Source organism: Streptomyces nigrescens (assembly GCF_027626975.1).
In the GTDB taxonomy this organism is placed as follows: Bacteria; Actinomycetota; Actinomycetes; order Streptomycetales; family Streptomycetaceae; genus Streptomyces; species Streptomyces nigrescens.
In genome coordinates, this window is record NZ_CP114203.1 from 7,978,208 (window position 1) to 7,992,173 (window position 13,966).

Consider the following 13,966-nt stretch of genomic DNA (forward strand, 5'->3'; position numbering starts at 1 on the left):
CCCGCCCCGCCGTTACGCGGCCGCGCGATCCACCCTCGACGGGCCCTCCCGCGACTCCCGGCGCTGCTGCCGCCGCGCCCGGCGCCGCTCGCGGCGCAGCTCCCGGGCCGTACTGCTCGGCTGGGACCGCACCCCGTTGCGCTGTACCCACACCTGGCGGGTCACCCAGACGTCCAGCACTCCCCAGGTGGCGACCACGGTGCTGGCGACCGTGCCGAGCACCGCGGGAAACGCGAACCAGGAGCCCGCCAGCGTGCACAGGAACGCCACCATGGCCTGTATCAGGGTGAGCGCCACGATGATGACGGCGCGCACCGCGGCGGTACGCACCGGATCGGCCATCCGGGGCCGGGCCGCCGGTTCCTCCTGCCACAACGACTGTCTGCCGGTGTCCATGACCGCGTCACTCTCCCCGCACTCTCCCCGCGTGTCCGGCTCCTTGGTGGCTGCCCCGATTTCACCGGTACACGCCCCTGGTGCCGCACCCCGTCCCCTCCCATGGTCACGTACCGGACGCGCACAGGGTTACCCGGGGTAGAGCAAAACCGGCCAACCGACCGGCATTCCGCCGGACACCGATGACAGGGGCGGCTCCCCGAAACGCGGGTGGGTTGTCCGGGAATCAACGGACAACTCGGGACGATCCCTCCCCGAACCCCGCCCCGACCTCGGGAGAGGCCTTCGGCTCGGTCACCCGAAAGTAGTAGGCTCGCGCCGTTTGTTGACGGAACACCACCCCCGTGCGCCGGGGTTGACGTTGGGGAGGCCATGCGCTTTCGCGGGAAGTCGGTCCGCCGGAAGATCGTGGCGTTGCTGCTCGTACCGTTGGTGTCCCTGACGTCCATGTGGGCGTTCATGACGTACATCACCGGGCGGGAAGCCAACCAGTTGCTGGACGTCGGCAACGTCGTACAGAAGCTGGGGTATCCGGTCGAGGACGTCGTCCAGACCCTGCAGCGCGAGCGCCGGCAGAGCCTGCTCTACCTCGCCGACCGGCGCGGCGCCGACGCGCTCGGTGAGCTCCGCGCCCGGGCCCGGGCCACCGACGAGGCCGTCACCCGGCTCCGCACCGACGCCGGCACCCGCGACGTCCGCGAGGGCCTGACCGGCGACACCGGCAGCCGGATGCGCGGCATCCTCAAGGGCCTTTCAGGGCTCGGCTCGCTGCGCGCCCAGGTCGAGGACAACACCGTCTCCCGCGACGAGGCCATGGAGGGCTACAACTCCCTCGTCGACCCCAGCTATGACTTCCTCGCCGCGCTCCACGCCCTGGAGAACGTGGAGATGGACAAGCAGGGCCGGGCGCTGGTCATCGTCACCCGCGCCCGGGAGGCCGTCGCCCGCGAGGACGCACTGATGTCCGCGGTGCTGGCCTCCGGCAGCATGAGCAAGCGTGATCTGCGGGAGCTGTCCGACCGGGTCGCCGAGCGCCGGGTCCTCTACGACACCAGCCTCCCCATGCTGCCGATGCGGGACCGTGGCCTCTACGCGGACTACTGGCGCTCCGCGCAGGCACGCGAGCTGACCTCCTACGAGGACCGGGTGATCGCCGCCGGCGCACAGGACGGACCGCGGGCGGTCAACGCCGAGCGCTGGAACACCGCCGCCAAGAAGGTCCTCGGCGACCTCCAGCGGATGGGCAAGGGCGCCGGCGACCGCTACCAGGAGCGCGTCGCGCCGATCGCCACGAACATCCTGCTCAAGGCCGCCATCGCCGGTGTCCTCGGCTTTGTCGCGCTGCTGGTCTCGATCGTCGTCTCGTTCCGGATCGGCCGCCGCCATGTGCGCGACCTCATCCGGCTGCGCAAGGCCGCCCATGACGTCTCCGGCGTCCGGCTGCCGAGCGTCATGCGGCGGCTGGCCGCGGGCGAACAGATCGATGTGGAGACCGAGGCGCCCCGGCTCGTCTTCGGCCAGGACGAGACCGGCCAGGTCGGCCAGGCGCTCAACACCCTCCAGCGGGCCGCGATCGAGGCCGCCGTCAAGCAGGCCGAGATGCGCCGCGGCGTCTCCGACGTGTTCGTCAACCTCGCCCGCCGCAGCCAGGTCCTGCTGCACCGCCAGCTGACCCTCCTGGACGCCATGGAACGGCGCACCGAGGACACCGACGAACTCGCCGACCTCTTCCGGATCGACCATCTGACCACCCGTATGCGACGGCATGCGGAGGGGCTGGTCATCCTCTCCGGCGCGGCCCCCTCCCGGCAGTGGCGCAAACCGATCCAGCTGATGGATGTCGTGCGCGCGGCGGTCGCCGAGGTGGAGGACTACGAGCGGATCGAGGTGCGCCGGCTGCCGCGGCTCGCGGTGGACGGCCCCGCGGTGTCCGACCTCACGCACCTGATCGCCGAACTCCTGGAGAACGCCACGGTCTTCTCCCCGCCGCACACCGCCGTCCAGGTGCTGGGCGAACGGGTCGCCAACGGCTTCACCCTGGAGATCCACGACCGCGGTCTGGGCATGGCACCCGACCTGCTGCTGGAGGCCAATCTCCGGCTCGCCGAAACCCCCGAGTTCGAGCTGTCCGACACCGACCGGCTCGGCCTGTTCGTGGTCAGCAGGCTCGCCCAGCGGCAGGACGTACGGGTCTCCCTGCAGCCCTCGCCGTACGGCGGCACCACAGCCGTGGTCTTCCTCCCCGGGACGCTCCTGACCGAGACCCACGACAGCGGCCGGGAGGACGACGATCCGGCCCCCGGCGGCTCCGTCGGCAACGAACTGGAGCATGCGGCGGGCAAGTTGGCCGCGCTGTCGCAGGTGCCGGCGCCGCGGCCCGAGCGGGAGCGGGAACCGGCCGTCATCGACGGACCGGTCGAACTCGAGGCGCCGCTCGGCCCGGACGAGCTGGGCCCCGACGACGAGGGCGGCCTCTTCCGGAAGCGGGAACGCGGCCGCGAGGCGAAGGGCCCCGCCGCCGCACCGGCCGGCCCGTCCTCCGCACCGCGCGGTATCGCCCCCGTGCCGTCCGCTCCGGAGGGCGAGCAGCACCAGCAGACCCAGGACCAGGCACCCGGCGGCCCGGCCCCGCTGCCGCGCCGCCACCGCCCGCCGGTGCTGGTCTCCGACCACGGCAGAACGGTCGACGACCGCGCCCCGCAGCGGAAGCCGGACACGGCACGTCCCGGCCCCGAGGACTCCACCTCCGGACATGCCGCGGACCGGCCGTCGTCCGCCGCGCCGCAGGACCCGGCACCGCAGGCCCCGCGGCCCGCCGAGGGACCGGACGCGCCCGCGCCGACCACGTCCACGGGCCTGCCCCGCCGGGTACGGCAGGCCAGCCTCGCGCCCCAGCTCAAGGCCGACGCCGTCGAGCAGGCCGAGGCGAGGCGGAGCACCGCACCGCCCGCGGACGACCGGGACGCCGAGGCGGTACGCGCCCGGATGGCCTCGCTCCAGCGCGGCTGGCAGCGCGGCCGGCGCGACAACGGCGACGACCCGCGCGAGACCGGCACGCCACCGCGGGGCGAGGACCCGGCCGCGGACACCACAGGCCCGGACACCACAGACCCGGACGCCCGTGACACCGTCACCCATGACGGAGATGCCACGGGCACCACAGCACCAGGAACCACATCGGGAGGGGACGGTCCATGACCGCACCGAAGGCAGCAGCTTCCACCGCATCGGTCTCGGCGAAGGGGTCCGGCGAGCTGAACTGGCTCCTGGACGAACTGGTCGAGCGGGTCGGCTCCATCCGCAAGGCACTCGTCCTCTCCAGCGACGGACTGGCCACCGGCGCCTCGAAGGACCTGACCCGCGAGGACGGCGAGCATCTGGCCGCGGTCGCCTCCGGCTTCCACAGCCTGGCCAAGGGCGTCGGCCGGCACTTCGACGCGGGCCAGGTCCGGCAGACCATGGTCGAGCTGGACGACGCGTTCCTGTTCGTCAGCGCGGCCGGCGACGGCAGCTGCCTGGCCGTACTGGCCGATGCGGACTCCGATGTCGGGCTGATCGCATACGAGATGACGCTGCTGGTCAAGCGCGTGGGCACGCACCTGGGCACCGCGCCCCGGTCCGGCCTGACCCCCTGAGGACGACGATGGTGACGCCATGAGCGGGCGCGGCGGGCTCATCGTGCAGAGAGGCGCGCCTCGCGGGTGCGGGACCGGGCGCAGCGAGGTATCGGCATGAGCGAACAGGACGGCCGGGCGGCGCGGGACCGGGAAGCGGCCCGCTGGTTCGACGACGACGCGGGCCCGGTCGTCCGTCCGTACGCGATGACGCGCGGGCGCACCCGTACGGCGGCTGAGGGGCGCCTCGATCTGATCGCGCTGGTGATCGCCGAGAGCCGCGCGGAGGAGACGGTCGACGACCAGTCCCTGTCGCCCGAGCATGTCGAGATCGTCGGGCTGTGCCGGCAGGAGCCGCTGTCGGTCGCCGAGCTGGCGGCCGAACTCGATCTGCCGGTCGGCGTCGTACGGGTCCTGATCGGGGATCTGCTGGATGCGGAGCTGGTCCATGTCAGCAGGCCGGTGCCCCCGGCCGAGCTGCCGGACGAGAAGGTGCTGCGCGAGGTGATCGACGGCCTGCGTGCGCTGTGATCCGCCGCCCGGCTCAGCGCTACGCCGCCCGGCACAGCGGCCGCCGTCCCGCTCAGCCGCCGCCGTCCGGTTTCTGCTTCCGCGGCGGCGGCCACTGCTCGGCGGCGGCACCCGGATCCAGCCGGGAGAGCGCTTCCGCCAGCTGTGCGCAGACCCGGCGGATCTCCTCATGGGTGTTGCGCCGCTCGGTGACGACCGCCGAGAGCAGCAGTGCGGTCAGCGCGGTGATCCCGTTGAACGCCTGCAGGGTGGCCATGTTCGTGAGCAGATCGTGCCCGGCGAACGGCCCCCATTGCCCGGCGGCCGCGACGATCGCGATCGTCGAGACGAGCAGCGCACACGGGGCGGCGCCCGCCCGCTGGAAGCGGAAGGCGGCCCAGATCAGACACGGTGAGACCAGGTAGAGCAGGTTCATCGGGCTGCTGACGGCCAGCAGGGTGACCGTGCAGGTGCAGGCCGCCAGCAGCGCCGCCTCCAGCCACCGGAGCGGACGGACCCCGGCCCACCGCGGCCGTCGGGCCGCGGCGAGGAGCAACAGCACCGGCGTGATCACCAGCACGCCCATCGCGTCGCCGGTCCACCACACCGCCCACGTCGGCAAGAAATCTCCCGTCGGCAGCGCCCCGGAGAGCACCAGGACACCGCTGCCGATGACCGCGCTCACCAGCATCCCGGTCAGCGCCCCGAGAAACACCAGCGCGACGGCATCGCGCAGCCGGTCCAGCTCGACGCGGAACCCGGCGCGGCGGAGCAGCCGGTACGAGAGCAGCGGACCGAGCGTGTTGCCGACGACGATCGCGAGCACCACGGACAGCGACGGCCCGAGCGACACATTGACCAGGAAGGCGCCGAGCGCGATCCCCGGCCAGATCCGCGGCCCGAACAGCAGCAGCGCGGTCAGTGCGATACCGGTCGGCGGCCACAGCGGGGTGACCTGTCCGCGGACCAGCTCCTGGAGCAGCCCGAGCTTGGCACCGCCGTAGTAGACGGCGGCGACACCGAGGATCCGCGCGGCGGTGGCGCCATGGCGTCCGAGCCACTCCGTGCGTCTCACAGAGCCTCCACTCGTACCGTGCCGCCGGACGGCTGCGTCCGATGCCGTGCTCGCCTAGGCGTAGGGACCGCCGTCGTGGCGGAGGACGAGCACCGCGGCGTCATCGCGGTGCCCGGTCAGATCGGCCACCGCGATCACCTCGGCGGCCAGCTCGTCGGCGTCCGCGTCGTACGCCGCGCCGACCAGTGCGGCCACCCGCGCCAGCCCCTTCTCGATCGGGTAGGTCGGCCCTTCCACCACCCCGTCGGTGATCAGGACGAACGCTCCCTCCTGGGACAGCCGGCGGCGGGTGACCGGGTACTCCCCGTCAGGAAAGAGGCCCAGCGGCAGTCCTCCCGCGTCCTGGAGCACCTGCGCGCCCTCGGCGGTGCCCCAGATCGCCGGTACATGTCCGGCGCGGGAGTCGGCCAGCTCCCCGGTGACCGGGTCGAAGCGCAGAAAGGTGCAGGTCGTCAGCAGATCGGAGCTCATCGAGACCAGCAGGTTGTTGGCCCTGCTCAGGACGTCGCCGGGGTCGGTGGTGGCGCCCGCGACGGCACGCAGGCCGGTGCGGACCATGCCCATGAAGGCGGCGGCCTCGACGTCATGGCCCTGGACGTCGCCGATGGCGAAGCCGAGCGAGCCGTCCGGCAGCACGAAGGCGTCGTACCAGTCGCCCCCGATGTCCAGGCCCGTCTGGGCCGGTACGTAGCGGGCCGCGGTCCGCAGGCCCGGCAGCCCCGGCAGCTCGGGCGGCAGCATGTGCCGCTGGAGCTCCACGGCCAGCGCCACCCGTGCCTGCTGGAGTTCGATGCGCGCCATCACCTGGCCGGTGAGCTGGCCGAGGCGGCGCAGCAGCTCGTCGGGTGGCGGGGTCGGGGTGGTGCGGCGTTGATCCATCCAGCACTTCCGCTCCGGATCGGTCCCCCGGTACGGCGACTCGCTGCTGGGTTCAGATTACCGCCGACGGGTGGGGTCTTGGCGGACGGGCCGCGGGCCGGGGGAGGGGCGTCCGGCGCTCCGGACACGGCACAAGGGGCTTTGTTGAGCAACGCTCAATCGCGCGGTACGGTGCCTATTGAGCAATTGTCAACAGAAGGAGATCCGCCGCCATGGCCCCGGACGCGACCCCGGCACCCTTCGACCACCTGGAGATCCAGGTCGGCCCGCACACCTACGACGCACTGGCCTGCGGGCCCGCCGACGGGGAATTCGTCCTGCTGCTGCACGGCTGGCCCGAGTTCGCCGATTCCTGGAGCGCCGTGCTCACCGCTCTGGGCGCGGCCGGCTACCGCGCCGTCGCGGTCGACCAGCGAGGCTACTCCCGCCGCGCCCGCCCGCCCCGGATCGCCGACTACGCCGTGCCCGAACTCGTCGCCGACGCCCTCGCCTTCGCCGAGTCCCAGGGCGCGGACCGCTTTCACCTCGTCTCGCACGACTGGGGCGGCATGGTCGCCTGGGCCGTGGCCGGTGCCCACCCCGAGCGGCTGAAGTCCCTGACCGTGCTGGCCACTCCGCACCCGGACGCGCTCAACCGCGCCGCCGCCGAGGACCCCACCCAGCACCACATGCTCGACTACGTCCGCTTCTTCCGCAGCGGTGAGGGCGCCGCGGAAGCCGCCCTGCTCGCCGACGACGCCGCCCGGCTGCGCGCCGCGTACGGCGGCAAGGTCCCCGCCGCCCTCGTGGACGGCAATGTCCGTCGCCTCTCCGCACCGGGCGCGCTGACCGCCACGCTGAACTGGTACCGCGCCCCCGAGTCGGTCATCTCCGTTCCGGCCGGCCGGATCACCGTTCCCACCCTCTTCCTGTGGGGCAGCGAGGATGTCGCCCTGGGCCGCGGTGCGGCCGAGTCGACGGGCGAGTGGGTGGACGGCCCGTACCGCTTCGAAGCCCTGGAGGGGGCCAGCCACTGGCTGCCCGAAGAGGCCCCGGCCCTCGTCACGCCGCCGATCCTGGAGCACCTCGGCCAGTACGTCTGACACCGTGGCGGGCCGGGACACCGAGGCCGTCCCGGCCCCCCGCCGCCGTAAACTGCGGGCATGTCCGGCAAGCGAACCACCCGCCTCACGCCCGACCAGCGCAGGGAGCAGCTGGTCGGCATCGGTCTGGAGATGCTCGCCGACCGCTCCCTGGACGAGCTGTCCACCGACGAGGTCGCCCGCCGGGCCGGGATCTCCCGCGGACTGCTCTTCCACTACTTCGACTCCAAGCGCGACTTCTACCGCGCGGTGGTCCGTGCCGCGTGCGACCGGTTCACCGCCGCGACGGAACCGGACGGCACCCTGGAGCCGGTCGTCTGGATGCGGGCCTTCATCTCGGGCTTCGTGGTCTACGTCCTGGAACACCGTCAGGTGTACCTCGCCCTGGTACGGGGTGCCGCCGGCAGCCATCCCGCGGTCACCGACATCGTCGGCGCCACCCGGGAGACCCTCGCCCGCCGGGTGCGCGACGGCCAGCGGCGGCTCGGGATGCCGGACGCCCCTCGGCTCGAACTGGCCTCCCGCGCCTGGATGGCGTTCGCCGAGGAGGCGGTCGTCAACTGGCCCGCCGAGGAGCCCGGCGCCCAGGACGAGCTCTGCGCCTTCATCGAATCCAGCTTTGTGAGCCTGCTGGGCCTGCTCGACCGGCCCGGCGTCCTCACCCCGCGCTGAAGGCACCCGGCTGCCCCAACCACTGCTTCCACCGCCCTTTTGGGCAGGTTGGCGCCCTCTGCCCCGCGGCGTCTCCCAAGCGTGACACATCTCAAGTGGGCGCCGTGCTGAGCACGTTGTACCGTTCCCTTGCGCCTGCTGCCCCGTGCGCCGGGGCTCGGGTATCCAGCGTGAGCTCCACCCGCATTCACGGCAATTCAGGAGAAGAATCCCATGGCCTTCGGGCGCTCCGATCGCCGCCGACGGTCCGCCGCCGTCGAACCGGTGACGCTCAAGATCCTGGTCGCGGGCGGCTTCGGGGTCGGCAAGACCACCCTGGTCGGCGCCGTCAGCGAGATCAAACCACTGCGGACCGAGGAACGGCTGACCGAGGCGGGCCGGCCGGTCGACGACCTCGACGGGGTGGAGGCCAAGACCACCACCACCGTCGCGATGGACTTCGGACGGATCACCGTCAACGACGAGCTGGTTCTCTATCTCTTCGGCACCCCGGGCCAGGACCGCTTCTGGTTCCTGTGGGACGAGCTGGCGCGCGGTGCGCTCGGCGCGGTGGTGCTCGCCGACACCCGCCGGCTGGCGGACAGTTTCGCCGCGATCGACTACTTCGAGCGGCGCGGACTGCCCTTCACCGTGGCCGTCAACTGCTTCGACGGCGCCGACCGCTATCCGCCGCAGGCCGTACGGGACGCCCTGGACCTGGACCCCCAGGTGCCGGTGATGCTGTGCGACGCCCGCCTCAAGGACTCCGCGCGGGATGTGCTGATCTCGGTCGTCGAGCATGCGATGCGGACCGGCGCCCGCCGGCGGGAGCCCGCACTGCCCTGACGGGGACGGAAGTACGGCCCGTACCCCGCCGTCCGGGGTACCGGCCGTACGTCTGCGTACCGCGCGGCGCTACGAGGCCGCCGAGCCGTCCTCGGCCAGCCAGCCGAAGCTCCGCTCCACGGCCTTGCGCCAGTTGGCGAACTCGCGGTCGCGGGTCGCCCCGTCCATGCGCGGTGTCCACTCCGTGTCACGCTGCCAGTGGCTGCGCAGTTCGTCCAGGTCCTGCCAGACCCCGGTCGCCAGACCGGCCGCGTACGCCGCGCCCAGACAGGTCGTCTCCGAGATCACCGGGCGGATCACCGGCACCCCCAGCACATCCGCCTGATGCTGCATCAGCAGCTGGTTGGCCGTCATCCCGCCGTCGACCTTCAGCTGGGTGATCCGCACCCCCGAGTCCTGGTACATGGCGTCCACGACCTCCCGGGTCTGCCAGCTGGTCGCCTCCAGTACGGCGCGCGCCAGATGCGCCTTGGTGACGAAGCCGGTCAGGCCGGTGATGACACCGCGGGCGTCGGAGCGCCAATACGGCGCGAACAGACCGGAGAACGCCGGCACGACGTACGCCCCGCCGTTGTCCGGGACGCTCGCCGCCAGCGGCTCGATCTCCTCGGCCGAGGCGATGATGCCCAGCTGATCGCGGAACCACTGCACCAGGGCGCCGGTGATGGCGATGGACCCCTCCAGGCAGTAGACCGGCGCCTCCCCGCCGAGCTGGTAGCCCATGGTCGTCAGCAGGCCGCTCTTGGACGGGACCGGGCGGTTGCCGGTGTTCAGCAGCAGGAACGAACCGGTGCCGTAGGTGTTCTTGGCCTCGCCGACGCCGTAGCAGGTCTGGCCGAAGACGGCCGCCTGCTGGTCGCCGAGCGCGGACGCCACCGGCACCCCCCGCAACTGCCCCACGGCCGTGCCGTACACCTCGGCCGACGACCTGATCTCCGGCAGGATCGCGGCCGGCACATTCATCGCCGACAGGATCGCCGGATCCCACTGGAGGGTGGACAGATTCATCAGCATCGTGCGGCCCGCGTTGGTCACATCGGTGACATGCACCCCGCCGTCGGTGCCGCCGGTCAGATTCCAGATCAGCCAGGAGTCGATGGTGCCGAAGGCGATCTCCCCGCGCTCGGCACGGGCCCGCAGCCCCGGCACCTCGTCCAGCAGCCAGGCCGCCTTCGGCCCGGAGAAGTAGCTGGCCAGCGGCAGTCCGGTGGCCTCCCGGAAACGGTCCTGGCCGTCCGCGCCGCCCAGTTCCGCGCACAGCTGGGAGGTACGGGTGTCCTGCCAGACGATCGCATGGTGCACCGGCCGGCCGGTGGCCCGGTCCCACAGGACCGTGGTCTCCCGCTGGTTGGTGATGCCCAGCGCACTGAGCTGGTCCGCGCGCAGCCCCGCCTTCGCGAGCGCCCCCGCCACCACGGCCTGCACCTTCGACCAGATCTCGGTGGCGTCGTGCTCCACCCAGCCCGGCTTGGGGAAGATCTGCCGGTGCTCGCGCTGGTCGACGGCGACGATCGCCCCGCCGTGGTCGAAGATGATGCAGCGGCTCGACGTGGTGCCCTGGTCGATCGCGGCTACATATTTCTCGGTCTTCCCGGTTCGCTCCGTCATGCCGTCACGCCTCCTGAAGTCCTGGTGAGTGGGTGCGGCGGGGCGCGGGGCGGCCCGGTGGCCACGCCCCGACGGCCCCGGCCGGGTCAGAACGCCGCGTTGTACACCAGGCCGGACAGCACCGCGCCGATCAGCGGACCGGCCACCGGGATCCAGGAGTAACTCCAGTCGGAGGAACCCTTGTTGGGGATCGGCAGCAGGGAGTGCACCAGGCGCGGTCCGAGGTCACGCGCCGGGTTGATGGCATAGCCGGTGGGCCCGCCCAGCGACAGCCCGATGCCGACGACCAGCAGCGCGACGAGCAGCACATTGATCCCGGAACCATAGATCCCCGCGTGCGCGCCGGGGACCTGGCCGATGCCGATGCCCTTGTTCTGGCCGAAGAACAGCAGCGGCAGCACCAGACCGATGGTGGCGATGATCTCGGTCACCAGGTTGGCGGCCGGCTTGCGGATCTCCGGGGCGGTGGAGAAGATCCCCAGCGTCGGCTGGGCCTTGCTCTGCTCGGCGTTGGCGGCGAACTGCGCGTAATACAGCGCCCAGGCCAGTACGGCCCCGATCACCGCGCCGACCATCTGCGCCAGGACGTACAGCGGTACCTTCGACCACTCGGTGCCGCCCGCGACCGCCGAACCCAGCGTCACCGCGGGGTTGAGGTGCCCGCCGGACAGCGGCGCCGCGGTGTAGGCGCCGGCCAGTACGGCCATGCCCCAGCCGAAGGCGATCACGACCCAGCCGGCGCCCTTCGCCTTGGAATAGTGCAGGGTGACGGCGGCGCACACACCGGCGCCGAAGAGAATGAGTATCGCGGTGCCTATCACTTCACCGACGACGATGTCCGCATTGGAATACATGGCGGCTCCTTGGCCCTCGCCCGGGGACGTCCCCCGGTCCTCCGTGCAGGGTGCGTGCCACCGGCGGGCAGCGGACAGCCGCTGCCACCCGGCCGGGGTGCCTGAGTGCGGCGATGCCGACTGGCACCCGGAAGTGTTCACCGGTGGTGAGGGGGCGTCAAGGTCGCGTGCAGTGGGGGTTGTTGCGGGCGAGCAGCCAGGGGTGCGAGCCCTCTAGGAGGGCCAGCCCGGCTGTGTGGGCGTGCGCACGCGCCGGTGCCACCGCACGCACCGCACGCACACCCGCCACACTCACCGCACCACGACCACCGCCGACCCATGCCCGAACAGCCCCTGATTCGCCGTCATTCCCACCCGGGCCCCCGGCACCTGTCGTGCGCCCGCCTGCCCCCGCAGCTGCCAGGTCAGCTCACAGACCTGGGCGATGGCCTGGGCCGGTACCGCCTCGCCGAAGGAGGCCAGACCCCCGCTGGCATTGACCGGCAGCCGCCCGCCCAGGGCCGTCGCACCGTCCCGCAGCAGCTTGGCGCCCTCACCGGCGCCGCACAGCCCCAGACCCTCGTACCACTCCAACTCCAGCGCGGTGGACAGGTCGTACACCTCGGCGAGCGAGAGGTCCTCCGGTCCGATCCCGGCCTCCTCGTAGGCGCTGTGCGCGATCGACGCCCGGAAGCCGGTCTCCGGCTCCGGTACGGCGGCCGCGGAGTCGGTGGCGATGTCCGGCAGATCCAGTACGGTCCGCGGATACCGCGGGGTGGCCGTGGAGACCGCGCGGATCCGGACCGGGTCCGTGACACCCTGCCGGCGCGCGAAGTCCATGCTGGTCAGGACCAGCGCCGCGGCACCGTCGGAGGTGGCGCAGATGTCCAGCAGCCGCAGTGGATCGGCGACCACGGCGGACGCCACGACCTCCTGTACGGTGACCTGCTTGCGGTAGCGGGCGTACGGATTGGCCGCGCCCGCCGCCGAGTTCTTCACCTTCACCCGCGCGAAGTCGTCGGTCGTCTCGCCGTACAGTGCCATCCGGCGGCGCGCGTACAGCCCGAAGTACGCCGGGTTGGTGGCCCCCAGCACCCGGAACCGCAGCCAGTCCGGGTCATCGGGCCGTTCGCCGCCCGCCGGGGCGAAGAACCCCTTGGGCGCGGCGTCGGCGCCCACCACCAGGGCCACCTCCGCCATCCCCGAGAGGATCTGTGCCCGCGCGGTGTTGATGGCCTGGGCGCCCGACGCGCAGGCCGCGTAGACGCTGGTCACCCGGGCGCCCTGCCAGCCCAGCGCCCTGGCGAAGGTCGCACCCGCCACATAGCCGGGGTAGCCGCCGCGCACCGTGTCCGCACCGACCACGCTCTGTACGGCTTGCCAATCGAGCCCGGCGTCCGCGAGCGCCTCCCGGGCCGCCTTGGTCCCGTACTCGACGAAGCTGCGCCCCCACTTGCCCCAGGGGTGCATACCGGCGCCCAATACGGCTATGTCGCCGGGCGTGGCCAGGCCTCCGGCCATGGCCAGGTCTCCGGAAACGGCCAGGTCTTGGGCCATGCCCCTGTGGCCGGGGGAGGTGGTTTCGGGGCTCCCCGGGCGGCCCCCTACCCGCCGCCCACCCGCGCCCTTGGTTTTTTCCCCGCCGCCCACCCCCCTTCGGGGGGTGGGCGGGTATAGAGATGCGGTTTCCGCCCGCGGGCCGGCGCTCGCGGCCTCCTCGGCATCGGCCACAGCCCCCGCGGCCACGACCCCCTCGGCGTCGGCCACGATCCTCTCGGCGTCCGCCACGCCCCCCGCCGGACCCGTCACAGCCTCCGCGCCCTCCGTCACGGCCCCTTGACCCGGCCCGCACGGCCGCCAATGCCACGTCGTCAGGACGTGCCCGTCGTCCCCCTCGTCCCCGGCGACGGTCCCGGGAACCAGCTCGACCTCGGTGCCCACGCTGAGATCCGCGGCGCTGACGCCGGGCGCAGCCTGCCCGAGGACCACCATCCGTTCCTCCGCCAGCTCCACGGCGACCAAGGCGTACGGCCGCCACTCGGCCTCCGGATCGGAGACGTAGGGGGAGGGCGGGCGGTAGCGCGCGTCGGTGTAGGACCAGACCGTGCCGCGCCGGGACAGCGGCACCTCCACCAGCTCGTCACTCCCGCACGCGGGGTTGCGGCAGAAGGCGTCCTCGCGGGGGAAGAACACCGCACCACAGGCCCGGCAGCGCGTCCCCAGCAGCCGGAAGCCCGCCGCGTCCTGATCGAACCACCCCGGCACCACCGGCTTCCGTGTCTGTGCCACAGACCCTCCTCGACCGCAGACCGACCACAACGGAGCACAACGAAACTGACCGAACGCAACGCCACTGACCGAACACAACGGAACTGACCGAGCACAACGCCACTGACCGAACGCAACGGAACTGACCGAACGCAATGGAACTGACGGAACAGTTGGCGCTGTTGGAACTGCTGGAGCTCAAAA

General features: G+C 72.3%; 12 protein-coding genes and 1 pseudogene. 6 read left to right on the forward strand and 7 right to left on the reverse strand.

The features are described from left to right. Positions 1-12: 12 nt before the first annotated feature. The gene (locus STRNI_RS35430) at positions 13-456 is read right to left on the reverse strand and encodes a hypothetical protein (RefSeq protein ID WP_381286376.1); all 444 of its coding nucleotides are present in this window, start codon (positions 454-456) and stop codon (positions 13-15) included. A 312-nt stretch (positions 457-768) separates the two neighbouring features. Between STRNI_RS35430 and STRNI_RS35435 the strand changes: the two genes are divergently transcribed. The 3 genes from STRNI_RS35435 (at position 769) to STRNI_RS35445 (ending at position 4,541) form a co-directional block, all read left to right on the forward strand. Next, a complete protein-coding gene (locus STRNI_RS35435) occupies positions 769-3,594 on the forward strand; it encodes a nitrate- and nitrite sensing domain-containing protein (protein WP_277412682.1) in 2,826 nt (941 codons plus the stop codon). Next, positions 3,591-4,031, forward strand: a complete 441-nt coding sequence (locus STRNI_RS35440) for a roadblock/LC7 domain-containing protein (protein WP_018090647.1) — start codon at positions 3,591-3,593, stop codon at positions 4,029-4,031. Before STRNI_RS35435 ends, STRNI_RS35440 begins: the two co-directional genes overlap by 4 nt. A gap of 96 nt (positions 4,032-4,127) precedes the next feature. Beyond that, positions 4,128-4,541, forward strand: coding sequence for a DUF742 domain-containing protein (locus tag STRNI_RS35445; RefSeq protein ID WP_018090646.1), 414 nt, complete (start codon positions 4,128-4,130; stop codon positions 4,539-4,541). Between the two features lie 52 nt (positions 4,542-4,593). On the opposite strand, the gene STRNI_RS35450 is transcribed toward STRNI_RS35445, so the two are convergent. Both STRNI_RS35450 and STRNI_RS35455 read right to left on the reverse strand, forming a co-directional pair. Further along, positions 4,594-5,595: an MASE1 domain-containing protein gene (locus tag STRNI_RS35450; RefSeq protein WP_277412683.1), complete on the reverse strand. Its 1,002-nt coding sequence runs from the start codon at positions 5,593-5,595 to the stop codon at positions 4,594-4,596. 54 nt (positions 5,596-5,649) lie between these two features. Further along, positions 5,650-6,474: a PP2C family protein-serine/threonine phosphatase gene (locus STRNI_RS35455; protein ID WP_266450419.1), complete on the reverse strand. Its 825-nt coding sequence runs from the start codon at positions 6,472-6,474 to the stop codon at positions 5,650-5,652. A gap of 212 nt (positions 6,475-6,686) precedes the next feature. Between STRNI_RS35455 and STRNI_RS35460 the strand changes: the two genes are divergently transcribed. From STRNI_RS35460 to STRNI_RS35470, 3 genes are all read left to right on the forward strand, one after another. Beyond that, a complete protein-coding gene (locus STRNI_RS35460) occupies positions 6,687-7,556 on the forward strand; it encodes an alpha/beta fold hydrolase (RefSeq protein WP_159490697.1) in 870 nt (289 codons plus the stop codon). A 60-nt stretch (positions 7,557-7,616) separates the two neighbouring features. After that, positions 7,617-8,228, forward strand: a complete 612-nt coding sequence (locus STRNI_RS35465) for a TetR/AcrR family transcriptional regulator (RefSeq protein WP_277412684.1) — start codon at positions 7,617-7,619, stop codon at positions 8,226-8,228. A 213-nt stretch (positions 8,229-8,441) separates the two neighbouring features. Continuing rightward, the gene (locus STRNI_RS35470; protein ID WP_018090641.1) at positions 8,442-9,053 is read left to right on the forward strand and encodes a GTP-binding protein; all 612 of its coding nucleotides are present in this window, start codon (positions 8,442-8,444) and stop codon (positions 9,051-9,053) included. 69 nt (positions 9,054-9,122) lie between these two features. Here the strand turns inward: STRNI_RS35470 and glpK are convergent, their stop codons facing one another. From glpK to STRNI_RS35490, 4 genes and pseudogenes are all read right to left on the reverse strand, one after another. Then, positions 9,123-10,661, reverse strand: coding sequence for a glycerol kinase GlpK (gene glpK / locus STRNI_RS35475; protein ID WP_018090640.1), 1,539 nt, complete (start codon positions 10,659-10,661; stop codon positions 9,123-9,125). 86 nt (positions 10,662-10,747) lie between these two features. Then, complete coding sequence (locus STRNI_RS35480; RefSeq protein ID WP_277412685.1) at positions 10,748-11,515, reverse strand: MIP/aquaporin family protein; 768 nt, start codon at positions 11,513-11,515, stop codon at positions 10,748-10,750. A gap of 291 nt (positions 11,516-11,806) precedes the next feature. Next, a complete protein-coding gene (locus tag STRNI_RS35485) occupies positions 11,807-13,015 on the reverse strand; it encodes a lipid-transfer protein (RefSeq protein WP_277413365.1) in 1,209 nt (402 codons plus the stop codon). Positions 13,016-13,333: 318 nt separating this feature from the next. Beyond that, positions 13,334-13,783 (reverse strand): annotated as a pseudogene (locus STRNI_RS35490) (Zn-ribbon domain-containing OB-fold protein); the annotation flags it as partial. Positions 13,784-13,966 lie beyond the last annotated feature (183 nt).